The sequence below is a fragment of the Vibrio sp. vnigr-6D03 genome, from assembly GCF_002835515.1.
Taxonomy (GTDB): domain Bacteria; phylum Pseudomonadota; class Gammaproteobacteria; order Enterobacterales; family Vibrionaceae; genus Vibrio; species Vibrio penaeicida.
The window spans coordinates 154,507-180,316 of sequence record NZ_PIZL01000007.1; the positions used below are offsets into that span (position 1 = coordinate 154,507).

24 protein-coding genes and 8 tRNA genes are annotated in these 25,810 nt (G+C 44.8%); 13 read left to right on the top strand and 19 right to left on the bottom strand.

Annotation, left to right across the window (positions count from 1 at the left end):
* Nucleotides 1-5: 5 nt before the first annotated feature.
* From hfq to tsaE, 5 genes are all read right to left on the bottom strand, one after another.
* Nucleotides 6-269, bottom strand: coding sequence for an RNA chaperone Hfq (gene hfq / locus CW749_RS06495; RefSeq protein WP_101111222.1), 264 nt, complete (start codon nucleotides 267-269; stop codon nucleotides 6-8).
* Between the two features lie 115 nt (nucleotides 270-384).
* Entirely contained in the window at nucleotides 385-1,317 is a 933-nt protein-coding gene (miaA, locus tag CW749_RS06500) for a tRNA (adenosine(37)-N6)-dimethylallyltransferase MiaA (RefSeq protein ID WP_101111223.1), read from the bottom strand.
* The gene (mutL, locus tag CW749_RS06505) at nucleotides 1,317-3,332 is read right to left on the bottom strand and encodes a DNA mismatch repair endonuclease MutL (protein WP_101111224.1); all 2,016 of its coding nucleotides are present in this window, start codon (nucleotides 3,330-3,332) and stop codon (nucleotides 1,317-1,319) included. The genes miaA and mutL overlap by 1 nt, the downstream gene beginning before the upstream one ends.
* The gene (locus CW749_RS06510; RefSeq protein WP_237322350.1) at nucleotides 3,332-5,011 is read right to left on the bottom strand and encodes an N-acetylmuramoyl-L-alanine amidase; all 1,680 of its coding nucleotides are present in this window, start codon (nucleotides 5,009-5,011) and stop codon (nucleotides 3,332-3,334) included. The genes mutL and CW749_RS06510 overlap by 1 nt, the downstream gene beginning before the upstream one ends.
* 26 nt (nucleotides 5,012-5,037) lie before the next feature.
* Nucleotides 5,038-5,502, bottom strand: coding sequence for a tRNA (adenosine(37)-N6)-threonylcarbamoyltransferase complex ATPase subunit type 1 TsaE (gene tsaE, locus CW749_RS06515; RefSeq protein WP_101111264.1), 465 nt, complete (start codon nucleotides 5,500-5,502; stop codon nucleotides 5,038-5,040).
* A gap of 438 nt (nucleotides 5,503-5,940) precedes the next feature.
* On the opposite strand from tsaE, the gene queG reads away from it, so the two are divergent.
* Nucleotides 5,941-7,053 carry a tRNA epoxyqueuosine(34) reductase QueG gene (queG, locus tag CW749_RS06520; protein ID WP_101111226.1) on the top strand — a complete coding sequence of 371 codons (1,113 nt, stop codon included), beginning with the start codon at nucleotides 5,941-5,943 and terminating at the stop codon, nucleotides 7,051-7,053.
* 702 nt (nucleotides 7,054-7,755) lie between these two features.
* Here the strand turns inward: queG and CW749_RS06525 are convergent.
* The 9 genes from CW749_RS06525 to orn all read right to left on the bottom strand — a co-directional run bounded on the left by CW749_RS06525 (nucleotide 7,756) and on the right by orn (nucleotide 9,490).
* A tRNA-Gly gene (locus CW749_RS06525) sits at nucleotides 7,756-7,831 on the bottom strand.
* A gap of 32 nt (nucleotides 7,832-7,863) precedes the next feature.
* Nucleotides 7,864-7,940 (bottom strand) — tRNA-Met (locus CW749_RS06530).
* A 64-nt stretch (nucleotides 7,941-8,004) separates the two neighbouring features.
* A tRNA-Gly gene (locus CW749_RS06535) sits at nucleotides 8,005-8,080 on the bottom strand.
* Nucleotides 8,081-8,129: 49 nt separating this feature from the next.
* Nucleotides 8,130-8,205, bottom strand: a tRNA-Gly gene (locus CW749_RS06540).
* A 32-nt stretch (nucleotides 8,206-8,237) separates the two neighbouring features.
* Nucleotides 8,238-8,314, bottom strand: a tRNA-Met gene (locus CW749_RS06545).
* A 64-nt stretch (nucleotides 8,315-8,378) separates the two neighbouring features.
* Nucleotides 8,379-8,454 (bottom strand) — tRNA-Gly (locus CW749_RS06550).
* Between the two features lie 32 nt (nucleotides 8,455-8,486).
* Nucleotides 8,487-8,563 (bottom strand) — tRNA-Met (locus tag CW749_RS06555).
* A 63-nt stretch (nucleotides 8,564-8,626) separates the two neighbouring features.
* Nucleotides 8,627-8,702 (bottom strand) — tRNA-Gly (locus tag CW749_RS06560).
* Nucleotides 8,703-8,944: 242 nt separating this feature from the next.
* Nucleotides 8,945-9,490 carry an oligoribonuclease gene (orn, locus tag CW749_RS06565; protein ID WP_101111227.1) on the bottom strand — a complete coding sequence of 182 codons (546 nt, stop codon included), beginning with the start codon at nucleotides 9,488-9,490 and terminating at the stop codon, nucleotides 8,945-8,947.
* 80 nt (nucleotides 9,491-9,570) lie between these two features.
* Between orn and rsgA the strand changes: the two genes are divergently transcribed.
* The 5 genes from rsgA (at nucleotide 9,571) to CW749_RS06590 (ending at nucleotide 14,909) form a co-directional block, all read left to right on the top strand.
* Nucleotides 9,571-10,626, top strand: coding sequence for a small ribosomal subunit biogenesis GTPase RsgA (gene rsgA / locus CW749_RS06570; RefSeq protein ID WP_101111228.1), 1,056 nt, complete (start codon nucleotides 9,571-9,573; stop codon nucleotides 10,624-10,626).
* 134 nt (nucleotides 10,627-10,760) lie between these two features.
* Nucleotides 10,761-11,627 (top strand): archaetidylserine decarboxylase, encoded by an 867-nt coding sequence (gene asd, locus CW749_RS06575; protein WP_101111229.1) that lies wholly within the window; start codon nucleotides 10,761-10,763, stop codon nucleotides 11,625-11,627.
* A 182-nt stretch (nucleotides 11,628-11,809) separates the two neighbouring features.
* Nucleotides 11,810-13,225, top strand: coding sequence for an SLC13 family permease (locus CW749_RS06580; RefSeq protein ID WP_101111230.1), 1,416 nt, complete (start codon nucleotides 11,810-11,812; stop codon nucleotides 13,223-13,225).
* Nucleotides 13,226-13,242: 17 nt separating this feature from the next.
* Entirely contained in the window at nucleotides 13,243-13,956 is a 714-nt protein-coding gene (locus tag CW749_RS06585) for a glycerophosphodiester phosphodiesterase family protein (protein WP_101111231.1), read from the top strand.
* Nucleotides 13,957-14,021: 65 nt separating this feature from the next.
* A complete protein-coding gene (locus CW749_RS06590) occupies nucleotides 14,022-14,909 on the top strand; it encodes a DMT family transporter (protein WP_101111232.1) in 888 nt (295 codons plus the stop codon).
* Nucleotides 14,910-15,243: 334 nt separating this feature from the next.
* Here the strand turns inward: CW749_RS06590 and epmA are convergent, their stop codons facing one another.
* A complete protein-coding gene (epmA, locus tag CW749_RS06595; RefSeq protein WP_101111233.1) occupies nucleotides 15,244-16,218 on the bottom strand; it encodes an elongation factor P--(R)-beta-lysine ligase in 975 nt (324 codons plus the stop codon).
* 321 nt (nucleotides 16,219-16,539) lie between these two features.
* Between epmA and frdA the strand changes: the two genes are divergently transcribed.
* The 5 genes from frdA (at nucleotide 16,540) to CW749_RS06620 (ending at nucleotide 21,210) form a co-directional block, all read left to right on the top strand.
* The gene (frdA, locus tag CW749_RS06600; RefSeq protein ID WP_101111234.1) at nucleotides 16,540-18,345 is read left to right on the top strand and encodes a fumarate reductase (quinol) flavoprotein subunit; all 1,806 of its coding nucleotides are present in this window, start codon (nucleotides 16,540-16,542) and stop codon (nucleotides 18,343-18,345) included.
* The gene (locus tag CW749_RS06605; RefSeq protein ID WP_101111265.1) at nucleotides 18,345-19,100 is read left to right on the top strand and encodes a succinate dehydrogenase/fumarate reductase iron-sulfur subunit; all 756 of its coding nucleotides are present in this window, start codon (nucleotides 18,345-18,347) and stop codon (nucleotides 19,098-19,100) included. The genes frdA and CW749_RS06605 overlap by 1 nt, the downstream gene beginning before the upstream one ends.
* A 2-nt stretch (nucleotides 19,101-19,102) precedes the next feature.
* Nucleotides 19,103-19,486, top strand: a complete 384-nt coding sequence (frdC, locus tag CW749_RS06610) for a fumarate reductase subunit FrdC (RefSeq protein ID WP_101111235.1) — start codon at nucleotides 19,103-19,105, stop codon at nucleotides 19,484-19,486.
* A gap of 10 nt (nucleotides 19,487-19,496) precedes the next feature.
* Nucleotides 19,497-19,874, top strand: coding sequence for a fumarate reductase subunit FrdD (gene frdD, locus CW749_RS06615; protein ID WP_101111236.1), 378 nt, complete (start codon nucleotides 19,497-19,499; stop codon nucleotides 19,872-19,874).
* A 355-nt stretch (nucleotides 19,875-20,229) separates the two neighbouring features.
* Nucleotides 20,230-21,210, top strand: a complete 981-nt coding sequence (locus CW749_RS06620) for a hypothetical protein (RefSeq protein ID WP_145997829.1) — start codon at nucleotides 20,230-20,232, stop codon at nucleotides 21,208-21,210.
* A 33-nt stretch (nucleotides 21,211-21,243) separates the two neighbouring features.
* On the opposite strand, the gene CW749_RS06625 is transcribed toward CW749_RS06620, so the two are convergent.
* The 3 genes from CW749_RS06625 to efp form a co-directional block, all read right to left on the bottom strand.
* On the bottom strand, nucleotides 21,244-21,924 hold the full coding sequence (locus CW749_RS06625) for a nitroreductase family protein (protein ID WP_101111238.1): 681 nt from the start codon (nucleotides 21,922-21,924) through the stop codon (nucleotides 21,244-21,246).
* Between the two features lie 198 nt (nucleotides 21,925-22,122).
* The gene (locus CW749_RS06630; protein WP_101111239.1) at nucleotides 22,123-22,704 is read right to left on the bottom strand and encodes a carbohydrate-binding protein; all 582 of its coding nucleotides are present in this window, start codon (nucleotides 22,702-22,704) and stop codon (nucleotides 22,123-22,125) included.
* A gap of 169 nt (nucleotides 22,705-22,873) precedes the next feature.
* A complete protein-coding gene (gene efp / locus CW749_RS06635; protein WP_101111240.1) occupies nucleotides 22,874-23,440 on the bottom strand; it encodes an elongation factor P in 567 nt (188 codons plus the stop codon).
* A 32-nt stretch (nucleotides 23,441-23,472) separates the two neighbouring features.
* Here efp and epmB point away from each other — a divergent pair, with 32 nt between their 5' ends.
* The gene (gene epmB, locus CW749_RS06640; protein ID WP_101111241.1) at nucleotides 23,473-24,495 is read left to right on the top strand and encodes an EF-P beta-lysylation protein EpmB; all 1,023 of its coding nucleotides are present in this window, start codon (nucleotides 23,473-23,475) and stop codon (nucleotides 24,493-24,495) included.
* Between the two features lie 35 nt (nucleotides 24,496-24,530).
* On the opposite strand, the gene CW749_RS06645 is transcribed toward epmB, so the two are convergent.
* On the bottom strand, nucleotides 24,531-25,094 hold the full coding sequence (locus CW749_RS06645) for a phaC PHA synthase (RefSeq protein ID WP_101111242.1): 564 nt from the start codon (nucleotides 25,092-25,094) through the stop codon (nucleotides 24,531-24,533).
* 217 nt (nucleotides 25,095-25,311) lie between these two features.
* On the opposite strand from CW749_RS06645, the gene CW749_RS06650 reads away from it, so the two are divergent.
* Nucleotides 25,312-25,791 (top strand): MgtC/SapB family protein, encoded by a 480-nt coding sequence (locus tag CW749_RS06650; protein ID WP_101111243.1) that lies wholly within the window; start codon nucleotides 25,312-25,314, stop codon nucleotides 25,789-25,791.
* The last annotated feature ends 19 nt before the right edge of the window (nucleotides 25,792-25,810 follow it).

Genomic DNA, 25,810 nt, shown 5'->3' on the forward strand with positions numbered 1-25,810 from the left:
TACTATTAATCTTCAGATTTCTCTTGTGGACGCTCAGAAGAACGTTCTGTGTTGCTGTGGTGCGTTACCGCACGAGCAGGTACCACAGTAGAGATCGCATGCTTGTAAACCATTTGGTTAACAGTGTTTTTCAACAAGATCACAAACTGATCAAAAGATTCGATCTGACCTTGAAGTTTAATACCGTTAACGAGGTAGATAGATACGGGTACACGCTCACGACGTAGCGCATTTAGAAATGGGTCTTGTAAAGACTGCCCCTTAGCCATTTTATTTTCCTTATTTGATTGTATTTTTAATTTTATTTAGCTATTCCGAGAGCTGTTTTTGCATTCGAGCTAAATGAAAAAGTGCGCAAAAACGATCACATTATACACAGTGAAGTCAATCAGATGCTATGGCATTTGACATAGTTTCTTGTGCATCTTCAATGTTTTCGCTATCTAACCAAGTTAAATCATTCCAGCTGCGCAGCCAGGTGATCTGTCGCTTGGCCAATTGACGGGTTGCACAGATTCCGCGAAAAACCGCATCATCCAACGTACAATTCCCATCCAAATAGTCCCACATTTGCCTGTAACCAACACATCGAATCGAAGGTAGATCCGGATGAAGATCTTTTCTAGCGTATAACGCTTGAACTTCTTCTTCAAATCCAGCACTGATCATTTTTTCGAATCGAAGCTCGATACGGCGGTGGAGCTCTGCCCTTTCCTTGGGGGCTATCGCAAATTGCTTTACCCTAAATGGCAAGGGTTTACCTTGCTTTTTGGTCAGTTCAGTAAGAGTTTTACCTGAAATTTTGTAAACTTCCAATGCCCGTGACAATCTTTGTGGATCATTCGGGTGAATTCTCTTCGCTGATACAGGATCAATTTCTTTCAGTTTATCGTGCAACGCTGACCAGCCTAAAGTCAACGCATCTTGCTCTATTTCTTGACGAATTGCAGGATCTGCCGCAGGCAAAGGCGATAGTCCTTCTAATAGAGCTTTGTAATACAGCATAGTTCCGCCAACCAGTAGCGGAATTTTCCCTTTCGAAGCGATATCATGCATTTGTTCGAGTGCGTCTCGACGAAAATCCGCTGCGGAATACGATTCGCTAGGATCGAGAATATCGATCAGGCGGTGCGGTGCAAGTTCTTGCTCTCGCTCATCGGGTTTTGCCGTTCCAATATCCATACCTTTATAGATCAAAGCGGAATCAACGCTAATGATCTCAACAGGGTATTTTTGTCTTAATCGTATTGCTACTTCGGTTTTACCCGACGCTGTCGGTCCCATTAAAAACAGGGCCAATGGAAGTTTATCTGTCATCACGAATTCAATACTGCAATGGTTGATGCGAAGTCAATCGGCTGACAAAACACTGGATCATCGACAGGCAGTCGCCCGTCATTCAGGTTTTCAATATCCGATATTAATTGTATGGCTTCTGATGTTGAATAGGTTGCTTTAACCTGAGTGACTTCAGTCGCCAACCAATTAGAAACTAACTTCGCTTCAATCTCTTGGGTTTGGTTCTGCAGATACGATAACAGATCTGGTATCAAGAGTTGTAAGTTTTGCTGCCTGATAGGCTGTGGCACCGCCATTACCATGATACTGCGTGCATTTTTTTCACGCAGCTGAATTCCGAGCCGTTGCAGCAAAGTATCAAATTGTGAAACCTGCTCAACCAAGTTCTTATCCAGTTTGATCGAAAGTGGTACAAGAAGAGGCTGCGCTTTTAAAGGCGCTTTACTCGCCGACAGTTGGCATTGAGTTCGGTGCCACTCTGCTCTCGGTAAGTTAACCAGCACACATTCTGGCTTCGCTTCCATCAACAAATATTGCTTACCAACAATCGTAAATGCTTTACCCAATACAAAGTGATCACGTTTCGTTTCTAGAGCATCTTGGGGTTTTGATGTACTTGCCCCTGTGTGCTCAATGGGTTTTGTATCTTCAGGGGTGTTAAGTAGCTCTTTGTATGCTTTGACTTCCTGCCAACTTGGCGCTTCTTCTTTAAACTGCGGTTTACTTCTACTGCCAACAGACCCGGAAATATTTGGCGTTTTTGTTTGCTGCCATTCATTGTTTGTGGCTGATGAGCGGTTTGTCGTTGATGAGAAGCTTGTTGATGGTGACAAGTTTTTTTGATGATGCTCGGTAATATCACTTGGTATAGCATCGGTAATTCGCTGAGTGGAAAGTGCTTCGTTGTAGGACACTGGCTCAGCTTTTCTTGGGTATGCTGGCGAACTCGCAATAGCTTCCATTACACGGTGTTGTTCTTCATTAGTCGTCGGTTGATGATATGCCGACGCACGTGTTTCTACAGGAGTAATAACTTCGCTTTGCGACAATGCATCACTCAATGCTTGGTAAATAAAGTCATGTACCAGCCTTGCTTGATGGAAACGTACTTCGTGTTTCGCAGGATGCACATTCACATCAACCTGGTGTGGGTCGAGTTCAATGAACAATACGTAGGTGGCATACTGATCGGGGCTTAAGCTGTTTTCATAGCTCTGGCGAATGGCATGATTGATCAGTTTATCTCTCATCATTCGCCCATTCACATAACAATATTGTAAGTCGCTTTGCTGACGCGCCCCTTCTGGAGTCGTTATCCAGCCATGTAATTTCAGCCCCTGGTGCTCCAGCTCAATCTTCAACATGTGCCTAACAAATGCACCGCCACAAACCGCTGCAATACGCGCCTCTTCCTGCCTTTCGGTTTTTGCTGCGCGATACTGTCGAATCATTTTCCCGTTATGACGTAAATTGATGGTCACATCAAAGCGACTTAAGGCAATGCGCTTCAGCAATTCATCAATATGTGAGAATTCTGTTTTCTCAGTACGTAAGAATTTTCGGCGAGCAGGCGTGTTAAAAAACAAATCCAACACTTCAACGGAAGTCCCAATCGGGTGTGCGGTTGGCTGGAGTTTTACTTCCATATCTCGACCTTCACTGTACGCAGACCATGCCTGATCTTGAGTTGCAGGTCGTGATGTCATCGTCAATCGAGCAACGGAGCTAATACTGGCCAGCGCCTCACCTCGAAACCCTAAACTCATGATGGCTTCGAGGTCATCTAACGTATGGATCTTCGATGTAGCATGACGACTCAGCGCAAGTCCAAGCTCATCTTTAATGATACCTTTGCCGTTATCTCGAACACGAATAAGCTTAGCGCCACCTTTATCAATATCGATATCTATACGAGTTGCGCCTGAATCTAAACTATTTTCAACCAGTTCTTTTACAACAGACGCGGGTCTTTCGACCACTTCACCTGCGGCAATTTGGTTCGCTAATCGTGCAGGCAGTATCTTTATCGTCATTATTTGCTCGGGATGATCAAAATCTGCCCTACTGATAAGGTGTCAGATTTAAGGTTGTTCACTTTTTTGATTGCGGAAGTCGTTACGCCATATTGGGAAGCAATTTTGCCAAGGTATTCACCTTTTCTCACTTTGTGTTTCACCACTGGCTTATCTTTCAATTTAACTTGAATTTTTAACTTCTGCCCTACTCTTAGCGTATTCGATTTCAACTTATTTTGCTGTTTAATGCTCGCAACAGACACCTTATATTTACTCGCAATCTTACCTAGATACTCGCCCGGTTTGACTACATGCGTAATGACCTGTGTTTTCACAGACGGTGTAGTTGGGGCGTCTCCAGAGATGAGTAGCACTTGCCCAACCGAAATATTGGTGCTTTTTAGCTTATTCGTCGCGACAATGGCTTTTGTTGTCGTTCCGTATTTTTGTGCAATTCGCGACAGCGACTCTCCGCGTACCACTTTGTGTTTAATGGTCGCCCCTTTGTTCGCCAACCAGGTACCTTCCGGTGGGTTTGCCTCAAAGTAACTCACAATCGCTTTCGATAATGCTTTTGCTAGTTTGTTTTGATGCGAACGCTGGAACAACAGTTTTTCTTCTACCGGGTTAGACATAAAACCCGTTTCAACCAATACCGATGGGATATCGGGAGATTTCAAGACCGCTAAGCTTGCATGAACGGGCTCTTTCTTATGAAGACGAGTTACTTTGCCCATTTCTTTCAGAATTTTGGTCGCAACCTTGTACCCTTCTTTTTGTGAATGACTGAATTTGAGATCCAGTAAAGTCTGGCTGACGTTTCTGTCGTTATTAACCTTAGATAATACTTCACCCGCACCACCTAAAAGCTCTGATTGTTCCTCGTGTTTTTCAACCCAGCGAGCAATTTCACTATTGGCACGGCGAACATTGAGCACAAAAACAGAACCACCGCGTGGCTGTGGTGAACGGAAACTGTCAGCATGCACTGACACAAGAAGGTGTGCTTTATTCTTACGAGCGATCGAAGAGCGCTTGTTCAGATTAACAAAGTAATCCCCTGTTCGAGTAAGAACAGCTCGTACCCCGCGGACTTGGTTTAATTCGCTGGCTAATTTCTTTGAAATGATGAGCGTGGCATGCTTTTCATATTTTTTTGTGGGGCCAATAGATCCGGGATCTTCACCGCCATGCCCTGGATCAATGGCAATAATCACGTCAGCATTGCCTAAAAATTGGGAAGCATCCTTACTCGGGGAAGGTTTAGAAGGAACAATTGGATTTGATGGCTGAGCTTTGACTGGTTTACTGACTTTACCGTGAGGCAAATCAATCACAAGACGATGACCATACTGACCACCAGGTGTCGGTCTTAATTTGAATAAATTCGGGGTAGTTTTCTTCTTCAGTTCGAAGACTAAGCGATAAGTCCCTTTAGTCGGTGGGGTACTTTTTCGAATTTTCTTCAATACGGCTGAATCTTTCACATTGATGGGAAGTTTAGCCTTCACATTCGTTTGTTTAAGATCGACAACCAATCGCACTGGATTCGTTAGTGTAAAGTAGCTGTAATTGGCTTCACTGCTCAAATCAATGACGATACGAGTTTCTTCAGGTGAGGGCCAAACCCTCACTCCCTCAAGCGTATTCGCCGATACTTTGGCAGTAACCCCGAACAGAAAAAAGAAAGCAAGCAGTAAAAACGCTCGAAATTGCTTATAAATCAACACGACTCCAAGTTCTTAAGCAAAGCATGACCATAATCCGTATTCGCTGTGACCGTAGCAATACGCTGAGTCTGGTCATATTTCAATTCAATATCCAAGTCAGGAGAAGGCAGAAGCCCTTCACCTTTTTCGGGCCACTCTACCAGGCAGATCGCATCAGGAGTAAAATAGTCACGAATACCCATAAATTCCAATTCTTCTGGGTCTGCCAGTCGATACAAGTCAAAATGATAAACTTGCCAATCTTTTAACTGGTAGGGCTCCACCAATGTATAGGTTGGGCTTTTAACATTACCAATATGCCCTAAAAACCGTATAAAGCCGCGGCTGAATGTCGTCTTGCCTGCACCCAGATCACCATGCAAGTAAATAGTTGTTTGCTGGGTACATGCCTTCGCTATTCGCTGTCCAAATTCGACCGTCGCGTTTTCATCAATGAGGGAATATTGTTTCATGTTCATTTGTTGCATGTTCCAGTGCCGATCAACGACTATATAAAATTCAAAAGAAACGGAATAGTAAACCGTGTTGGTTTTGAGAGACAAGATCTTATCTGTCAAGAAACGATAAAAAATGCTCCATATGGCACCTCCTATCCTAGACTAGCCCTATTTAACCTCAGCTTTGTATAAGAAACAGCATAACTCATTGAATTAACTGAAAGCTGTACTTTATGCCCTTTCTAGCCAGAGGTTTTTGTTGATAACAAGGCGAATTAACGCGTCAATAGCGAGCCTAGTACAAGTAAATTCAACGCCGTTAGCGGTAAAAACAGCGACTAGAAAGATGTTCTGTTATCCAAAGCTGAAGTTATATATCTAAGCTCAGTTCTGGAAAGGTGTTCTTTTTACTTATAGGATCAGTTAGAATCGTCGCCCATTTTTCACGCTATTAGCATCATGGATTACTCCGAACTCGCCGTCAAAATTAAACAGTGGGCTATAGAACTTGGCTTCCAGAAAGTTGGCATTTGCGATGTCGACTTAAAAGAGCACGAGAAACCGCTGCAAGACTGGCTGGATGCAGGATACCACGGAGAAATGGACTGGATGGCTCGACACGGTATGATGCGAGCTAGACCCAATGAGTTATTGCCTGGAACCGTTCGGGTGATCAGCGCTCGTATGAACTACCTTCCTCCAGAAGCTCAATTTGCAAGTAACCTTAACGACACCACCCAAGGTTACATTAGCCGATACGCCCTTGGTCGGGATTATCACAAATTAGTGCGCAATCAGCTTAAAAAGCTTGGACAACGTATAGAGCAAGAGGCGGGAAAATTTGGATACCGTCCATTTGTTGATTCGGCACCACTCTTAGAGCGCCCATTAGCTCAGAAGGCTGGGTTAGGCTGGACAGGAAAACACTCACTTATATTAGATGAAGGCGCCGGTTCTTGGTTCTTTCTAGGTGAACTGTTGATTGATTTGCCTTTACCTATTGATGAGCCATCTACCGATCAATGCGGAAGCTGCAAGGCATGCATAACCTCATGCCCAACGGGTGCCATCATAAGTGAAGGCGTAATCGACTCTCGACTTTGCATTTCATATTTAACTATTGAGTTGAGTGGAAAAATTCCAGTAGAGCTTCGCTCTAAAATGGGGAACAGGATATACGGTTGTGACGATTGCCAATTGGTATGTCCATGGAACCGAGAAGCAGACATCACGGATCAAACCGATTTTTATCGACGCGATGCATTTGGGTCTTCCGATCTGATTACTTTGATATCTTGGTCTGAACAAGAATTTTTGAAAAAGATGGAAGGCTCTGCGATTCGACGCATTGGCCACATTCAGTGGATGAGAAATATTGCGGTCGCGATGGGAAATGCGCCCTTTTCTCAGGATATCGTCTATGCTCTTCGTGAACGAATTGGAATAGATGACAATTTAGATGAACACATCCAATGGGCAATCGACAGTCAAATGGCAAAAACACCCATCAAGGACAGGAAAAAAGAACGCTTAATCAGGATAATCCAAAAGGGTTTACCTAGAGATGCATAGCAGCCTATGTAACTGACCACTTATAAAACGCTACCAAATTTATTTCCTGTAATTAAAAGTTCAAAATCTGAGACGGTATTTGTACCTATAATTTGATGTGATTCTCAAAAAGTGCTCTATGTGGAAAAAAGTGAATTTGGTAGCACAGATAGCTGGATAACGAAAAGTTAAACACAGACACAATAAATGACGAGGATCAAAAAAATACGAGTTAATGATCTTAACTCTTACATTTACTAAAAAATGAAAATACCCCTCATCGCTTGATATACAAAGACTTACATGAGTTTCATCTTTAGCTGTGACGCCGAAAGTAAAAGAAAGATCCTTGCAAATCCTTTCAAAATTTCTTAATAAAACAATTTATCAACCAAGTTATCCACAGAACGTTGATTGTGGATAAGTCTGTTAGCTAAATTGTAAACATGCGGCACGCTCCCCTATATACTTATCAAAAGCAGTGGAAAACTGAGCGCCGTCTATGGCGTTGACTAGCTGTAAATTGAAAACGAAAAAAAACACCCGACTGGGTGATTGTTTTGTTTCTTTCTGGGGTAATGCTTCACAGCATTGATAAAGAGCGGTTGATGCGTCTTCACATCATTCCCTTTCGGGAGAATCGTCACTAACAGTTTTAGTGAGAATTTTTACTTTCTAAGCGCTTTTAGTATCTAAACAAGTTAGTTTCTAAGCGAAGAAATTTGGAGCGACACACGAGGTTCGAACTCGTGACCTCAACCTTGGCAAGGTTGCGCTCTACCAGCTGAGCTAGTGTCGCATGATTCATCGCAGTAGCAATCAATCTGAATGTGGTTGCGGGGGCCGGATTTGAACCGACGACCTTCGGGTTATGAGCCCGACGAGCTACCAAGCTGCTCCACCCCGCGTCCGTATTGTAGTCATCATTTAAAGCATGATGAGCGCTTATTTTTCCCTTCGAGGGAAAGAATCTGGAGCGACACACGAGGTTCGAACTCGTGACCTCAACCTTGGCAAGGTTGCGCTCTACCAGCTGAGCTAGTGTCGCAGATCATCGTTAAGCACGATAAGAGCTTTTGTACTTTCTTGCTAGAAAGTGGAGCGACACACGAGGTTCGAACTCGTGACCTCAACCTTGGCAAGGTTGCGCTCTACCAGCTGAGCTAGTGTCGCATGATTCATCGCATTAGCAATCAATCTAAATGTGGTTGCGGGGGCCGGATTTGAACCGACGACCTTCGGGTTATGAGCCCGACGAGCTACCAAGCTGCTCCACCCCGCGTCCGTATTGTAGTCATCATTCAAAGCATGATGAGCGCTTATATTTCCCTTTGAGGGAAAGAATTTGGAGCGACACACGAGGTTCGAACTCGTGACCTCAACCTTGGCAAGGTTGCGCTCTACCAGCTGAGCTAGTGTCGCATGATTCATCGCAATAGCAATCAATCTAAATTTGGTTGCGGGGGCCGGATTTGAACCGACGACCTTCGGGTTATGAGCCCGACGAGCTACCAAGCTGCTCCACCCCGCGTCCGTATTGTAGTCATCAATTAAAGCATGATGAAAGCTTTTCATTTCCAAACTAAGTGGAAATTGGAGCGACACACGAGGTTCGAACTCGTGACCTCAACCTTGGCAAGGTTGCGCTCTACCAGCTGAGCTAGTGTCGCATTCACAACGTTTCCGTCGTTTAGGGCTGCGAATTATAAGAGCATTTTCTTTTGATGCAAGCCCTTCATTCAAAAAAATCAAAAAAACTGTCAGTTTGATTGAAAAAGAAACAAAAGCCACTGTATTCGTTCATCCCTTAATCAATTCAATCATTAAGGTTGATTCTAAAAGACTCGAAATTCACAGATACCCGTATTCTCCAACACCTCAGAAAGACAATACGGGAAGAATTGAGAAGTACTTAGATGCTAAATACTTGCTTGCGATAAAACTGAAGTTCAGCAATGGACTCTCGAATATCATCCAAAGCAAGGTGGCTACCTGTTTTAGAAAATTGTGTTAGCACCTCTGGCTGCCAGCGACGTGTCAGTTCTTTAATGGTACTGACATCGATATATCGGTAGTGGAAGTATGCTTCAAGCTCTGGCATGAACTCATAAAGAAAACGGCGATCCTGCCCAACACTGTTGCCGCAGATTGGCGACTTACCAGCAGGTACCCATTTTTTTAAGAATTCTATGGTTTGATCGATGGCTTGCTGCTCTGTCACTGTACTTTGTTTAACACGAGCCACTAAGCCACTGCCTGTATGAGTGGTTGTGCACCATTCATCCATTTTCGCAAGCTCTTCTTCAGGTTGATGAATAGCGAGAACGGGTCCTTCAGCGAGAATATTGAGCTCACTATCGGTAACAATGGTAGCGATTTCAATGATCTTATGGGTTTCAGGGTCTAACCCTGTCATCTCGAGATCGATCCAAATTAAGTTTTGATCGCTGAACGACATAGATGAATTGCCTATTTTGTTGATAAAAGAGGTATCATACCCACCTATTTTGGAATTCCAACCAAAGAAGTTGATAATCCGTGGCAAAAAAGAAAAAGCTCACAAAAGGTCAAGTACGACGCGTTCGTCATAACCAAAAAAAGCGATTAACCCAAGAAGAAACCATCCAATGGGAAGAGTCTATGTTGGGAGCAGCCAAGTCAGGGCTGGTCATCACTCGTTTTGGTCAACACGCCGACATTGAAGACAGTGAATCTGGAAACGTTCATCGCTGCAATCTCAGACGTGGTATTGAAAGTTTAGTCTCTGGTGACAAAGTTATCTGGCGATCTGGTCATGAATCTATGGCAGGCATCGCGGGGGTGGTTGAAGCCGTCGAGCCGAGAACCTCCATTTTGACCCGTCCTGACTACTACGACGGCTTAAAACCTGTCGCTGCGAACATTGACCAAATGGTGATCGTATCCTCTGTATTACCTGAACTTTCTCTGAATATTATTGACCGCTACCTTGTTGCTTCCGAGACATTGAATATTGAACCTTTAATCGTCTTGAATAAAATCGACTTGCTTGACAGTACCCAGCGCGAAACCTACAGCGAATGGTTAACGGCATACGAAAAAATTGGCTACAAAGTTCTGTTGGTCAGTAAGGAATCCGGAGAAGGGATAGAAGAACTGCAAGTCGAGCTTAAAGATAGAATTAACATCTTTGTGGGACAATCTGGTGTCGGAAAATCCAGCTTAGTCAACGCACTAATGCCAGAAGTTGATGCTGAAGAAGGCGCCGTTTCGGAAAACTCGGGATTGGGGCAACACACAACGACCACCGCGAGACTGTACCATTTCCCTAAAGGGGGCGACCTTATCGACTCTCCTGGAGTTCGTGAATTCGGTCTTTGGCACTTAGAAGCAGAAGAAGTTACGGAAGCTTTTGTCGAATTTCGACCGTTCTTAGGTGGCTGCAAATTTCGCGATTGTAAACACAATGATGACCCTGGCTGTATTATTCGTGAAGCGGTCGAACGCGGAGAGATCAGCAGTGTTCGTTTTGAAAACTACCACCGCATTATTGAGAGCATGGGCGAGAACAAAGCCAACAGGCAGTACTCACGCAATAAAAAAGCAGATTTGTAATCATAAGACTCCCACTTGGCGATATTTGCCACAAATTTGTGGCAAATCGTAAACCCTTATTGTAAAGAAGCTGACAACAGAAGTGAGATTCAGTAACATCTCGCGCCGACTTGTAGAACAAATTGGAATCAATTGTGTTAGATAAAATTAAAGTGAGTCTCCAGTATTGGATTCCACAACATGGATTAACGCGCCTTGTCGGTAAACTGGCGAGCGCAAAAGCAGGCAGCCTAACCACAGCCGTAATTCGTTGGTTTATCAAGCAGTACAACGTCAACATGGACGAAGCTTTGCATTCGGACCCTGCTTATTTCAAAACTTTCAATGAGTTTTTCGTACGTGAGCTAAAAGAAGGGGCTCGCCCTCTTGCTGAAGGTGATTCCGTCATTTCGCACCCAGCCGATGCCTGTGTAAGCCAATTCGGTCCAATTGAAGACGGTCAGCTTATTCAAGCAAAAGGTCACAACTATTCGGCGCAAGAGTTACTAGGTGGCAGTGAAACCTTGGCTAAAGAGTTTGTTGATGGCGAATTTGCAACGCTTTATCTATCTCCACGTGACTACCACAGGGTACATATGCCTTGTGATGGCACACTGCGTAAAATGATTTATGTGCCAGGCGATTTGTTTTCAGTAAACCCATTAACAGCGGAAAACGTTCCTAACTTATTCGCTCGCAACGAACGTGTTGTTTGTATCTTCGATACTGAATTTGGTCCGATGGCACAAGTGCTGGTTGGAGCAACCATTGTTGGCAGCATCGAGCTAATATGGGCAGGCACTGTCACTCCACCTCGTGGTAACACGGTTTATACTTGGGATTACCCAGCAGAAGGCAACAAATCTGTTGTACTGAAAAAGGGTGAGGAAATGGGTCGCTTTAAGCTTGGTTCAACCGTTATCAACCTATTCGCGAAAGACAGCATCAAGTTCGATGACAGTATGCAGCTAAACGCTCCGACGATAATGGGTACACCTTACGCGCATCAATCGAAAGACTAACTGCACAGTATACTCAAATAAAGATACCCCGATGAAGGCAGGTGAAAACCTGCCTTTTTTGATAAAAAACAAACTTCTATTCAATAGCCACGCGCACCTTTCCAAATTACCGACACGATCTAAGTACACCACCGAATCTTAATTTATTCTGCCTCTAGGTTAAGGCTTCAACGAGATAGATTATGGTAAAAAGCAACTCCTCGGTTTGGTTTAAACTCGCTTTCAGTTTCGCCATTCCCGTTATTGTCCTTCTTGTTCCTACCGATTCTATTCCTATCGATAACCTGACGTTGGTACAACATCGTTTACTCACGATATTCTTGCTTGCAGCATTGCTTTGGGTTTTGGAGCCAGTCCCTGTTTTCGCAACTTCAATCCTCATCATTGCACTTCAACTCGTGATGATTTCGGATAAAGGGCTATATCCATTTCGAATCGCCCCCGAACATCATGAGTTAGGAGAACTTCTCACATATACCGATATTTTTAGTGCGTTCTCTTCACCCATTATCATTTTGTTTATGGGTGGATTTGCGCTCGCGATTGCCGCCGCCAAATACGATCTAGACAATAATTTAGCCCGAGTCCTCCTGAAACCCTTTGGCCACCAGCCTAGATTCATCATGTTAGGTCTTATGCTGATAACCGCTGTGTTTTCCATGTTTATGTCGAACACCGCAACGACAGTAATGATGCTTGCCCTACTTGGTCCGATTGTGGCTTCAGCTCCAAAAGGAGACACAGGCATCAAAGCCTTGGTGCTTTGCATTCCTATTGCCGCAAATACGGGAGGTATTGCCACACCAATAGGGACACCACCCAACGCTATCGCTTTACAGTATCTAACTGGTGAGCACAGTATTGATTTTCTATCTTGGATGATGATGGGGCTGCCATTTGTCTTTATTCAACTGACCATCGCTTGGCTACTTCTGCAAAAGCTTTTTCCTGCCTCTCAAAAAAGTATGACACTCAAACTCAGTGGCACTTTTAAGCGAGGTTGGCGAGCCATTACAGTTTACATAACCTTTGCACTCACCATTGTGTTGTGGATGACGACGAAATTTCACGGCATGAATACGTATGTGGTTTCCATCATTCCGCTCACGGTATTCACCCTCACCGGAATTATGGGAAAAGCAGAGCTCAAGCAAATCAATTGGGACGTGTTATGGCTGGTTGCAGGTGGCATAGCGATTGGTATCGGGCTGGACAAAACGGGGTTAGCCAGCGCTCTGGCTCATGCTATCGATTATGAATCGCTATCGCCAATTGCCGTCGTACTCACACTGTCTGTCGTGTGCTGGCTGATGGCCAACTTTATGTCGAACACCGCGACCGCTAACCTTTTGATGCCCATTGCTGCTGCGATTGGAGCATCGATGCCTTCACTGGCAAGTATTGGGGGTTTGCAATCACTGCTCGTCGTTGTGGCTTTTTCGGCATCCTTAGGCATGATTTTGCCCGTTTCCACTCCACCGAATTCTCTAGCGTACTCCACAGGGCTAATAGACAGCAAAGATATGGCAAAAACTGGCGTTATCATGGGCATAATTGGACTTGGAATCGTATACTCTGCGATGTGGATATTTTACTGATCTGACGGAGCCCAAACATGATCATCATTGCCCATCGTGGTGCACGAGCGACCCACCCTGAAAACACCTTGTCTGCTTTTCAAGCAGCCCTTGATAGTGGTGCACCTGCGATAGAGCTGGATATCCACGAACACGATGGTGAACTATGGGTTATCCACGACAAATGGCTTAATCGGACCACAAATGGCATAGGGTTACTCAAGTGGTTTGACCGTGATGCATTAAGCAAACTTGATGCGGGCAATGGCGAGAGGATCCCAACATTAAAGCAGGTGCTCGCTCTTGTAAAAGGTCAATGTGCTTTGAATATTGAGCTCAAGGGGATCTCGGATCTGTCTTTACTCTATCATCATATCGATCTCGCTACGGAGCAGTTCCAATTCTCGAATCACCAGTTAATTGTTTCTTCTTTTAACCATGACTGGCTTGCCGAAATACAGCGAACTAAGCCAAGCGTGCTCATTGGCGCTTTAACTAGCTCAAAGGGTCTCGATAAAGCTGAGTTTGCTGAAAACCTGAACGCAGTATCGATAAACATTAGCCTTGATGTGATGGATGAAGACTATGTCAAAGACGCGAAACAACGTGGACTTTCTGTTTATGTTTATACCGTTAATCAACTTGAAGACTGGCAATGGCTGAGTGAAATCGGAGTGGATGGCGTATTCTGTGATTGCCCAAATAAAGCAATAGAACACTTCCCACAACCCCAAAAATTTCACTGGAAATAAAGCTAGTTGTTGCCCAGTAATTCAGGCATAGTGAGTTTTTTATAACCACCTGATCTTCAAACGCGATGTCATACGAATGGCTTGCTTTAGCAGCCGCTTTTCTCTGGGCAATTTCCAGCATTATATCTGTCACACCCGCGAGACATTTAGGTTCCTTTTCCTACAGCCGGTGGCGGATGGGTTGTACTTCCATCATTCTCATTATTATGGCGCTATTTACCGGTGGTTGGGCAACCATCACCAGTGAACACATTTTACCTATGGCGCTATCTGGGCTAGTGGGAATATTCATTGGGGATACCGCTCTGTTCGCGTGTATGAACCGTATGGGGCCAAGACAAGCAGGCTTGCTTTTTTCTTGCCATGCCGTGTTTTCAGCCATTCTGGGGTACTGGATATTCAGCGAAACATTAAGCGGAACTGAACTATTCGGATCGGTACTGGTTTTTTCAGGTGTAATGACCGCCATTTTCTTTGGAAAGAAAAAACAAGGTCAACACGAGTGGGAAGTGATACAAGGCAGCGTCGCCATTGGGCTCGCGTTAGGTTTGCTCGCGGCGATTTGTCAGGCTTTAGGTGGGGTCATTGCAAAACCTGTCATGCAGGGCAACATCGACCCCGTTGCTGCGTCAGCCATTCGGATGATTACCGCATTTCTTGCGCATTGTGCTTTTAGAATGACCGGAGCCAAACTGTCTCGCCCGATTAAACCCATCAATTTACGCATCCTTTGGATATGCGCCATTAATGGTTTTTTAGCAATGGCGGTTGGTATGACACTGATTCTTTATGCCCTGCGAGACGGCAATGTCGGCATGGTCGCATTACTCTCTTCAACCACACCAATCATGGTATTGCCTTTACTGTGGGTTTACACGCGACAACGCCCAAACCCCTATGCTTGGATAGGCGCAATCTTAGCGGTAATAGGGACGGGTATTCTTGTTACTTAACGGGTCCTCTAGCTAAAAATAAAACAAAAAAACCAAACGCTATTGAGAACCATTTGCATTTAAAATATTTTAGAGATATATTGGCAAAGTCTGTGGAACGAGAGTACGACTCAATCCCGACCTTGAATCCTAAATACCTTTGGTAATGAGGTATCGAAGCTTCCTACTTCGAGAAACATTACTGCATCGACAAGTTAAGATACTTGTTTCAACGTAAGTGCTGCTTATCGAATTGTTGATGCCAAATACATTGTGATAAACAAAAACCACCGCTTAGGTGGTTTTTGTTTATTTGTACTCGCCCAGCCGCAATTCGTGCTCTCTCTAGCCGAACTCAAGCTCTTGGAAACGAAAACGCTGTGACGCGATCAATATGCTCTTCGCCCAGTGCTAACATAACCAAACGGTCGATCCCCAGCGCAACACCAGCACACTGTGGCAACCCTGCTTTTAAGGCCTCGATTAGATGATAATCAATGGGCTGCTCGCTCAAACCCATGCCGATTCGCTGCTGATTGTCTTGTTCAAATCGCGATAACTGCTCGGAGGGGTTATCCAGTTCATGGAACCCATTCGCGAGTTCAATCCCCTTGAAATAGACTTCAAATCGATCCGCTACTCTCGGGTCTTGTTGATTGATTTTTGCTAGTGCTGCTTGGGAGGCAGGAAAATCATACACAAATACAGGGGCATCCTGCCCTATCTTGTTTTCAACACCAACGCTAAACAACAGCTGTAATAACGTGTCTCTGTCTTCTTCTGACTGCGCGATATCACTTAAGCCCAATTCGCCTGCCGCTCGCTTTAAGGTATCCATGGAACCTTCCAGTGGGCACACCCCTAACACCGACAAAAAGGCATTTTGATAGGTCATGCGATCCGCTTTCTCGCAAGTAAGAGTAAGTTGAAGTAGCTCATCCATTTCATCCATCAAATCATGATGATTAAATCCAATTCGATACCACTCCAACATAGTAAATTCGGGATTGTGAAATCGCCCGTTTTCTTCATTTCGAAACGACTTACAAATCTGATAGATCGAGCCACTGCCTGCGGCAAGCAGACGTTTCATGTGAAACTCAGGGCTGGTCATTAAATAGAGAGAACGCCCGCCAGCATAGTCTGGTCCCACAAATTGGGTTTGGAAGGTATGTAAGTGAATATCCGTTACCGTTGCGTGGCTCATCGCGGGTGTATCGACTTCCAATACATCGTTGCGTTGAAAAAACGCACGTATCTTTCCAATCAATTCCGCGCGTTGCTTCAACTGCGCAATATCAGCGGTCGGTTGCCAGTTCATGGTGGACATACAATCTCTCTTTGAGTGTTTAAGCGCCTTATTTTAGCCCTGCACCTCTCTCTCTTCCAGCGGTGATTCCTCATCCGCCACCATTATTGTTCACATTGGACGTCAGTGACTAAAATCACATATTTTGGAAATTTTATGCTCTTGTTTGCATTACCGAAGCAAAAACCTAAATGAATCAATTTTTCCGTATTGGAGCTCTTTTAATATACCTACAGGAATCAAGGTTTTTTAGGATTAATGGGTTCAACAGAATCCAGCAGGGACGGCTCGCTACACGTGCGCTGTCGTTTTTGCATTTGTCGTTACTAACCGGAGGTAACTGTGCAGACTATAACCACAGATATCGCAGTCATCGGCGCTGGCGGCGCTGGTCTTCGCACTGCAATCGCTGCTGCTGAAGCAAACCCAGAATTAGACATCGCTCTTATTTCTAAAGTCTACCCCATGCGCTCTCATACCGTTGCTGCAGAAGGGGGATCCGCAGCCGTTATCAAAGATGAGGACAGCCTCGACAACCACTTCAACGATACCGTTGGTGGTGGAGACTGGTTGTGTGAACAAGATGTGGTGGAATACTTCGTAGAAAACGCCACTCGCGAAATGATTCAAATGGAACAATGGGGCTGCCCTTGGAGCCGCAAAGAAAACGGCGAAGTGAACGTTCGCCGATTTGGTGGCATGAAAGTGGAGCGCACTTGGTTTGCGGCAGATAAAACGGGCTTTCACATGCTTCACACCCTGTTCCAAACCTCGATAAAATACTCCAACATTCATCGGTTTGATGAGTATTTTGTGGTCGACTTGCTGGTCAACGACGGTGAAATTCAGGGGGTGATTGCCATTCACATGTCAGAGGGTGAACTCGTTGTCATCAAAGCCAAATCCGTGGTTCTCGCAACGGGTGGCGCTGGACGCGTTTATCACTGCAATACCAATGGCGGCATTGTGACTGGCGATGGAATGGCGATGGCATACCGCCACGGTGTACCACTCCGCGATATGGAATTTGTGCAATACCATCCAACAGGATTACCGGGAACCGGTATTTTAATGACCGAAGGTTGCCGTGGTGAAGGCGGTATTATCGTCAATAAAAACGGCTACCGATATTTGCAAGATTACGGCATGGGGCCGGAAACGCCTGTTGGTCAACCCAAAAACAAATACATGGAGCTAGGTCCAAGAGATAAAGTTTCCCAAGCTTTCTGGCACGAGCAACAAAAAGGCAACACCATTAAACATCCTTTGGGTGATGTGGTTCACCTCGATCTTCGCCACCTTGGAGAAGAGTATCTGCATGAGCGCTTGCCTTTCATTTGCGAACTGGCCAAAGCGTACGTAAATGTCGACCCAGCCAAAGAACCCATTCCAATTAGACCAACAGTGCATTACACCATGGGTGGTATAGAAACGGATAAAGGTTGTGAAACTCGCATTAAAGGTTTATTTGCCGTCGGTGAATGCGCATCGGTTGGGTTGCACGGCGCGAACAGGCTGGGTTCCAACTCTCTGGCTGAATTTGTGGTCTTCGGACGAGTCGCAGGTGAAAACGCCGCGAAGCATACCGAAGAATTCACTGGGTGGAACGACGACGCTATCGCTTCTCAAATCCAGGATGTAGAAGCTCGAATTCAAGCATTGCTGAATCAAGAAGGTGATGAAAACTGGGCGGATATTCGCACAGAAATGGGTCATACCATGGAAGCGGGTTGCGGTATTTATCGTCAAGAAGATCTGATGCAAGCCACCATTGAAAAAATCACCGAGCTCAAAGCGCGATATAAGCGCATCATCATTAAAGATAAAGGAAAGGTATTCAATACGGATTTGTTGTATGCCATTGAGGTCGGCTATGGGTTAGAAGTTGCGGAAACCATGGTGCATTCAGCCATATTGCGCAAAGAATCCCGTGGGGCTCATCAACGTTTAGATGATGGCTATACCGATAGAGATGACAAGCAGTTCTTGAAGCATTCACTTGCTTTTTATCAGCCCGATGCTGCACCCACCATCGATTACAGCGAAGTAAGAATCACCAAGTCACAGCCTAAGGCACGTTTATACGGAGAAGCCGCAGAAAAAGCCGCTGCCGCTGAAGCCGCCAAATCCGCAGAGGAGAAAGCATGATGTCAGCCACTCGTATTCAAAAAGTCGACATTCTGCGTTATGACCCTGAAAAAGACGCAGAGCCTCACTTCCAGACATTTGACGTCCCATTCGATGAAACCATGTCGGTACTCGATGCTTTAGGCTACGTGAAAGATCATTTGGACAAAGAGTTGTCTTACCGTTGGTCGTGTCGAATGGCGATTTGTGGCTCATGTGGGATCATGGTCAATGGGGTGCCCAAACTGGCTTGTAAAAGCTTCCTACGAGATTACCCCGACGGTGTGAAAATCGAGCCTTTGGCGAATTTCCCTATCGAAAAAGATCTAATCGTGGATATGACCCCATTCATTGAGCGTCTCGAAGCCATCAAACCCTACATTATCGGTAACGATCGTAAGCCGGAAGATGGAACAAACATCCAAACCCCAGAGCAAATGGCGAAGTATAAGCAGTTTGCTGGCTGCATCAATTGCGGGCTCTGCTACGCGGCCTGCCCTCAATTTGGTCTTAACCCAGAATTCATGGGGCCTGCAGCATTAACACTGGCGCATCGCTACAACCTCGACAGCCGTGATCACGGTAAAGCAGAGCGTATGGGTTTGATAAACGGTCAGAATGGCGCGTGGGGCTGTACTTTTGTGGGCTACTGTTCCGATGTTTGCCCTAAAAATGTCGACCCAGCAGCAGCGGTAAACCAAGGCAAAGTAGCATCGTCTATGGATTTTGTTATCGCCATGCTGAAGCCACAAGATGAACAGGTAAAGGAGGCATAACCATGAGTAACCGCAAACCTTACGTTCGTGAAATCAACCGGACGTGGTGGAAAGATCATCCCTTCTACCGATTCTATATGCTTCGTGAGGCAACAGTACTTCCGTTGGTGCTTTTTACTTTATTCCTCACTTTTGGTTTGGGTGCTTTAGTAAAAGGACCAGAAGCTTGGCAAAGCTGGCTAGCCTTCATGGCAAACCCGATTGTTGTTGCCATAAACGTCGTTGCGCTGGCAGGTAGCCTGCTTCACGCTCAGACGTTTTTCAGCATGATGCCGCAAGTGATACCAATTCGTTTGAAAGGAAAACCCGTCGAGAAGAAGCTCATTGTAATAAGCCAATGGGCAGCAGTGGCGGTAATTTCTCTGGTTGTACTCATCGTGGTGTAAGGAGCATAAAATGAAACCTAATTATTCGGTAAACAAAACGCCTCAACGCTCCGACGAACCGATTTGGTGGGGGTTGTTTGGTGCAGGGGGAACGTGGTTTGCCATGATTACCCCTATTACTATCTTAATCCTCGGCGTACTGGTTCCACTAGGGATTATTGATGTACAAGCTCTCAGTTACGAGCGTGTTTCTGAGTTTGCGACCTCACTCATTGGTGCTCTATTCATCATTGGTACGCTTTCTTTACCTATGTGGCATGCGATGCATCGAATTCACCACGGAATGCACGATTTGAAATTCCATACTGGTGTTGTTGGGAAAATTGCGTGCTATGCATTTTCTGGTCTTATAACGGCACTTTCTATTGTATTTATCTTTATGATTTAAGCTGAAAAAGAAAGGGAGGTTAGCTCCCTTTCTTTTCCTACAGCAGAAGTTTCTATCACCTTGCTTACAAATATGTACAATTTTCACTCTATAAATTTACTCACTTACTCACTATAATCCCGCCGCTTATCGCTTAAGACCCTCTATAGCTCATTTGTTCGAGGTAGAGACAACCCGTTCTCAGCAGCAACAAATTGAGCCAAATAAGAAATCACGGAAGAGCATAAATAAAGACTGGTGATTGCCAGAGCTTTGACACATTAACCATGACCGAAATACCCCGAACTCGGGATAAAAGGTTCTGGTTCTCATTGGAACCGAAGCACAACTCGCTTCATTTTAAATAGTAAGTGTAATGTTCAAACCATCTGTTTTTCTGACTGTAATATGTACCTGGATGCTCTCTGGCTGCCAAATTGATCCTAATACCGTTAATCATGAATTGGGTCAGCCAGCGCTCACCAAAACTACCGTTCATGTTTACTCTGAGATTGAGCACTGCCAAACGGTCGCTGATATCCCTAACTGCGATTTTAAGAAGGGTATTTATGTATTAGCTATCGACCCAACGGTCACGAAAGAGCAGCATCAACGAGTCGTTGATCAAGCTGAAAATTTTGTCCATTGGTCGAACCAAGATGTTCATAACCAATTCAATAATAAGACGATTGTTATAGGCATTTTGGCAAGTAACCCAACAAGCGCATCCGATCAAGATCCGTTTGCCGTCGCATTGGCATCCGCTACCCAGCAAGTACACGCGATAGAGTGGATTTATACCCAGAATGGTGAAGATGAAACGTTGCGGCTTACGGCTTACCAAAAGCTCATGCAGATGTTTGACTATTATGTGGATGGAAACAGCCATACTTTGGTGGGCAGTGACCTCAACGATGCCTACCAAGATTTTAAAAACAAGTTGAACATCTACAAACAAACAGCAAAACAACAAAGCTTCGAGGCACTCCACCTCAATGAGTGCCTGCATGGGAACGGACAACTCAACGCTGATCGTGCTCTTGGTACTCCAACACCTTGCAAGAAAGACGGAACTATCCACGCTGGAGGCATCGTCAATCCATTGCATGAGAAAACACACAGCAACTTAAATGCCGGTGTTTTACTCGGGCTATTGTACGAATACAAAGTAGACTCAACACGAAATGCAGGCGGTGGTGAGTTTATTGGCAGCCAAGGCTCCCCTTTTATCAATAAAGGCGACATCGCATCTGGGCTCTATCCGTCAGATGGTCCCAATATGTACTTAACATGGGCGAACCCAGCGCTTAAGCCCTTGAATGATTACTTAAATACGTACTTCTTCTCGAACAAGTAATCCAATGGCGCTCTAGATTAACAAGGGCGTCTCTTATTCCATGAATGTCGCTATTTCATCGAGTGGTTTCTTATAGGTAGCGTGTTGAGGAATGGTAGCGCCTTCCTCAGGGTAGCCAGTTACGATCAACATGTATGGGCGGTCGTTGCTATTGTCTCGTCCGCATATTTTGCTCAAGAAACTCATGGGTTTTGGTGTGTGAGTAAGCGTACCCAACCCTGCGTTGTGCAAGGCTTGTAGTAAAAAACCTGTCGCAATACCAACCGACTCATGCACATAGTAGTTGGTTTGGTTTTCGTCGTTCTCCATCCCTCCGCGCTTTTGAGAAAATACAGCAATTAGCCACGGTGCTTTTTCTAGGTAAGGTTTGCTGGCGTTAGTCCCAAGTGGTTTAAGCGCATCAAGCCATTCTTGCCCTGCCCTTCCTTGATAAAAAGACTGTTCGAGCTCTTCTGCCGCTTGGCGAATTTGAGCTTTCACGTCTGCACTATTGATCGCGACAAAGTGCCAAGGTTGATGATTCGCTCCGCTTGGCGCTGTTCCAGCCGCTTTAATACAACTTTCAATAATGGACTTGGGCACTGAACGGTCGGAGAACTGACGAATAGAGTGGCGTCGCTTGATGAGATCGTAGTTTTGATTCGCACGTTTCGACATTTCTTCCACTGGGTATTCGATAAAATCATCCAGTGGCAATTGAGATTCTTCAGACATACGGCTTCCTTGCTTTTTTATTTATCAGGTTACTATAGCGACAAATAAAAGGCAGAAGCGTGCTTTGTATTTATGAGGGTGTGAGACTGAGAGCGTTATTCAATTTTTACCACAATAAAACAAGAACAGCCCCTAGAAGTTGAGACAAAAAATGCGCCACTAAGGCGCATTTTTGGGATGTGTACTCAAACACTCTCTTTAGCTATTTGGGCATTCAAATGGACCCACATAACGCCACTCTTTGCTTCGGTTATGCTGAGAAACATTTGCAGGTGGTAATTTGCCTTTGCTCCAATGATTCGCTTCGTATACATGCCCCATGAACAAGACATTCTCACCACTGTTGTACTGATGGTTTTGATTCCAAGTCTTAGGTTGAACGTCTTTCACATCCAATGTCCATGCTTCTGATGTAGCAGGAGTACCTTTTCTGGTCCACCATTTTGCGCGGTATACTTTGTTGTTGAACAGTACTTTATTGCCGCCAACGTAAGTACGCCCTTTCTTCCACGCAGGGTATTTCGCTTGTTCTGCTTTCGATGCGTTCAAACATTTATGAGCACTTTGAGATTCGAAAAATACCCAGCCTTGAGTACTACAAGCCCAAAGCTTTCCAGTATTAGCATCAAATGCATTCTTTCCTGCATCAGATAAGTAGCGACATTCTTGCGCGTCAGGTTGACCTGCGGTGCTATCAAATGTCTGGAAAGCACTAGCTTGACTAGAAAAACCAAGAGTAAGCGTAAATAGGGTTGCAAGTGCCTTGGTAGGTAAGTTCATCAGAGAGCTCCTTTATATGTGATCTTAGTTCCAACTAAACGCCGCGAATCATAAAGGATGACGATACCGCTTCATATAAACTTAAGTTTATTTAATAAATTTATAACTTAAATTATAAAAAAACCGCTCACGTAGGAGCGGTTTCGTAACGATTTGTATCAGGTTATCGTTATTTTACACGACCAACGTATTCGCCGTTACGTGTATCAACCTTAATAACTTCGCCGATAGCGATGAACAGAGGTACACGAACAACTGCACCTGTTACCAGCGTTGCTGGCTTGCCACCTGTACCTTGAGTATCACCTTTCAGACCAGGATCTGTTTCAGTGACTTCAAGCTCTACAAAGTTTGGTGGTGTTACTGCAATTGGGTTACCGTTCCAAAGCGTAATCATACAAGTGTCGTTTTCTACCAACCACTTAGCGTTGTCACCCACCGCTTTAAGATCCGCTGCGATTTGCTCAAATGACTCGCTGTTCATGAAGTGGTAAAACTCACCGTCGTTGTATAGGTAGTCCAGATCGATGTCCATTACGTCTGCAACTTCAACTGTGTCGCCAGACTTGAACGTCTTTTCCAAAACTTTACCGGAAAGCAGCTTACGGATTTTTACGCGGTTGAATGCTTGACCTTTACCCGGCTTAACATACTCGTTTTCGAGAATGACACACGGCTCATTATCAAGCATAATTTTAAGACCGCCTTTAAATTCATTCGTGCTAACAGTAGCCATTTTTTCCTCTTACCATCTTCGAGTTCAATTTAATGCCGCACATCATAACCCGAAAAGCTGTTTCTGTTGAGCAAAACTGGCTCAAACAATTAGCGAATGCGATCTCCGATCCCTACAAGTTGTTGCAAGCGGTTGAAATAGACCCTACCCCTTGGCAAAAAGGGTTAGCCGCACGCGAACTGTTTGCGATGCGCGTGCCACAAAGCTTTGTCGAACGAATGGAAAAGGGCAACCCTAACGATCCTTTACTCAAGCAAGTTCTGCCCTTAATGGAAGAATTTGACGTGCATAAAGGCTATTCGGCCGATCCTCTGGAAGAGCAAGATAACGACCAGCCGGGGTTGCTGCATAAATACAAGTCTCGCGTATTGATGATCGTTAAAGGTGGCTGCGCCATCAACTGCCGTTACTGTTTTCGCCGTCATTTCCCTTATCAAGACAACAAAGGCTCTAAATCCGTTTGGGAGCAGAATTTGGCGTACATTGCCAAGCGCCCAGAGATCAATGAAGTCATTCTTTCTGGTGGCGATCCTCTTATGGCGAAGGACAGCGAGTTGGAATGGCTGGTCTCACGTATAGAAGCAATAGAGCATGTGAGAACGCTAAGAATTCACTCTCGGCTCCCTGTCGTCATTCCTTCTCGTATTACCGATGAGCTGTGTTACTTACTTAGGGGAAGTCGTTTGAATGTCGTGATGGTGACACACATTAATCACGCCAATGAAATCGATGGTGAACTTTCAGCTTACCTTGCCAAGCTCAAACAAGCTGGCGTGACGTTATTGAACCAGAGTGTGTTGCTGCGTGGGGTTAATGATTCTTCAGAGGCACTTATAAAGCTCAGTGAAGCTCTGTTTGCATCCGGTGTCTTGCCTTACTACATCCATGTTCTGGATAAAGTTCAGGGCGCGGCGCACTTCTATGTTTCGGATAAACAAGCAAAAGCACTAATGGCCGAAGTCATTGAAGAAGTATCAGGGTATTTAGTACCCAAGTTAGCACGCGAGATCGGCGGTAGAAAAAGCAAAACGCCACTGGATTTACACTTGGAATAAAGCTCCTGACCAATCAGGAGCTCCAAATTCGAATTTTAAATCGAGAAGTTCACAAACGGGAAACAAGGCAAAAATCCATTGTCTGCGCAGTTTAGCAAGCCAATCTGTACACCTTCAATTTGCTTGGTTTTGTTGAACACGCCAAGCTGGACGTTCGACTTCTCAGACAAGCTAACCAAGCCAACATCAGCCATGGTAAATCCTTCTGAATAGTTTACAGCACTGAAGTTGACGCCTTTTACATCGTGAGTCACATTCACTACGCCTAAGTTGGCGCCTTTCGTCGTGCCCATATTCCAGTTAAACATCCCAAGAGACACCCCTTTCATCTCTTGGTTTACTTTTGATGCGCCAAAGAACATGCCTAAGTTTAAACCTGTCATCGTATCGGTCTCAGACATGCCTAACACTGACACATCGACACCTTTAACAGCACTCACTTTTCCGTGTAAAACAGACAAACGAACACCACCAACCGCATCACTAGCAGGTGCGTTAAAGCCATCCAGCGTAGAGAACATTGCGGCAGAATCTTGCGCCAATGCATAAGGGGATGCCATAGTCATCGATAGAGCAATTACTGACATTTGTTTTTTCATTGATCAAGTCTCCAAAGACTCAAAGGAACAGGAGCGCGAAATATAAGCGACTTATGCCTACCTTGCAATCTATTGATCATGACGTATTTAAACGTCAAATATAGCCATTTTTACGATCAATATTTGTTGTCATTTCCATAAAAATAATTCATTAAAAAGCCTAGTGGAATAAAGAAATTTTAACCCCATATTTGCACTCTATTCGGGAGTGTATTACATGATTGAAATTTCAAATTGGTTAGACTTAGGACCATTTTCTTGGTGGGACCTACTTTGCTGCACCGTATGTGGCTCTCTTATTGGCATTGAACGCCAAACACGTGGAAAGCCAGTTGGAATACGTACGTCTATTCTGATCATTTCTGGAACCTATTTTTTCATGTCGCTGGCGGTACACCTTTCTCCCAACAGTTTGGATCACGCTCGTGTACTTGGGCAGATTATTACTGGGGTAGGATTTTTAGGGGCTGGGGTTATGATGACACTAGATGGGAAGATCCACGGCGTCACCTCCGCGTCCATTATATGGGTACTGGCCGCACTTGGACTCATGACTGGGTTAGGGTTTGGTCAACAAGCAATACTTGTCACGATCCTAATGCTTTCCATTTTGCTCGGTGTCGATAAGCTGGAAAGCAGTTTTAGGAGCTTGCGTCGAGGTGTCCATCAAACAATGGGGAAACGGAGTAAGAAATAAAGCAGCCATTCATACATCA

Coding starts and splice junctions, on each gene's coding strand:
- hfq (WP_101111222.1), bottom strand. CDS start 269: ATGGCTAAGGGGCAGTCTTTACAAGACCCATTTCTAAATGCGCTACGT.
- miaA (WP_101111223.1), bottom strand. CDS start 1,317: ATGACAGATAAACTTCCATTGGCCCTGTTTTTAATGGGACCGACAGCG.
- mutL (WP_101111224.1), bottom strand. CDS start 3,332: ATGACGATAAAGATACTGCCTGCACGATTAGCGAACCAAATTGCCGCA.
- tsaE (WP_101111264.1), bottom strand. CDS start 5,502: ATGAACATGAAACAATATTCCCTCATTGATGAAAACGCGACGGTCGAA.
- queG (WP_101111226.1), top strand. CDS start 5,941: ATGGATTACTCCGAACTCGCCGTCAAAATTAAACAGTGGGCTATAGAA.
- orn (WP_101111227.1), bottom strand. CDS start 9,490: ATGTCGTTCAGCGATCAAAACTTAATTTGGATCGATCTCGAGATGACA.
- CW749_RS06580 (WP_101111230.1), top strand. CDS start 11,810: ATGGTAAAAAGCAACTCCTCGGTTTGGTTTAAACTCGCTTTCAGTTTC.
- CW749_RS06585 (WP_101111231.1), top strand. CDS start 13,243: ATGATCATCATTGCCCATCGTGGTGCACGAGCGACCCACCCTGAAAAC.
- CW749_RS06590 (WP_101111232.1), top strand. CDS start 14,022: ATGTCATACGAATGGCTTGCTTTAGCAGCCGCTTTTCTCTGGGCAATT.
- epmA (WP_101111233.1), bottom strand. CDS start 16,218: ATGTCCACCATGAACTGGCAACCGACCGCTGATATTGCGCAGTTGAAG.
- CW749_RS06605 (WP_101111265.1), top strand. CDS start 18,345: ATGTCAGCCACTCGTATTCAAAAAGTCGACATTCTGCGTTATGACCCT.
- frdC (WP_101111235.1), top strand. CDS start 19,103: ATGAGTAACCGCAAACCTTACGTTCGTGAAATCAACCGGACGTGGTGG.
- frdD (WP_101111236.1), top strand. CDS start 19,497: ATGAAACCTAATTATTCGGTAAACAAAACGCCTCAACGCTCCGACGAA.
- CW749_RS06620 (WP_145997829.1), top strand. CDS start 20,230: ATGTTCAAACCATCTGTTTTTCTGACTGTAATATGTACCTGGATGCTC.
- CW749_RS06625 (WP_101111238.1), bottom strand. CDS start 21,924: ATGTCTGAAGAATCTCAATTGCCACTGGATGATTTTATCGAATACCCA.
- CW749_RS06630 (WP_101111239.1), bottom strand. CDS start 22,704: ATGAACTTACCTACCAAGGCACTTGCAACCCTATTTACGCTTACTCTT.
- efp (WP_101111240.1), bottom strand. CDS start 23,440: ATGGCTACTGTTAGCACGAATGAATTTAAAGGCGGTCTTAAAATTATG.
- epmB (WP_101111241.1), top strand. CDS start 23,473: ATGCCGCACATCATAACCCGAAAAGCTGTTTCTGTTGAGCAAAACTGG.
- CW749_RS06645 (WP_101111242.1), bottom strand. CDS start 25,094: ATGAAAAAACAAATGTCAGTAATTGCTCTATCGATGACTATGGCATCC.
- CW749_RS06650 (WP_101111243.1), top strand. CDS start 25,312: ATGATTGAAATTTCAAATTGGTTAGACTTAGGACCATTTTCTTGGTGG.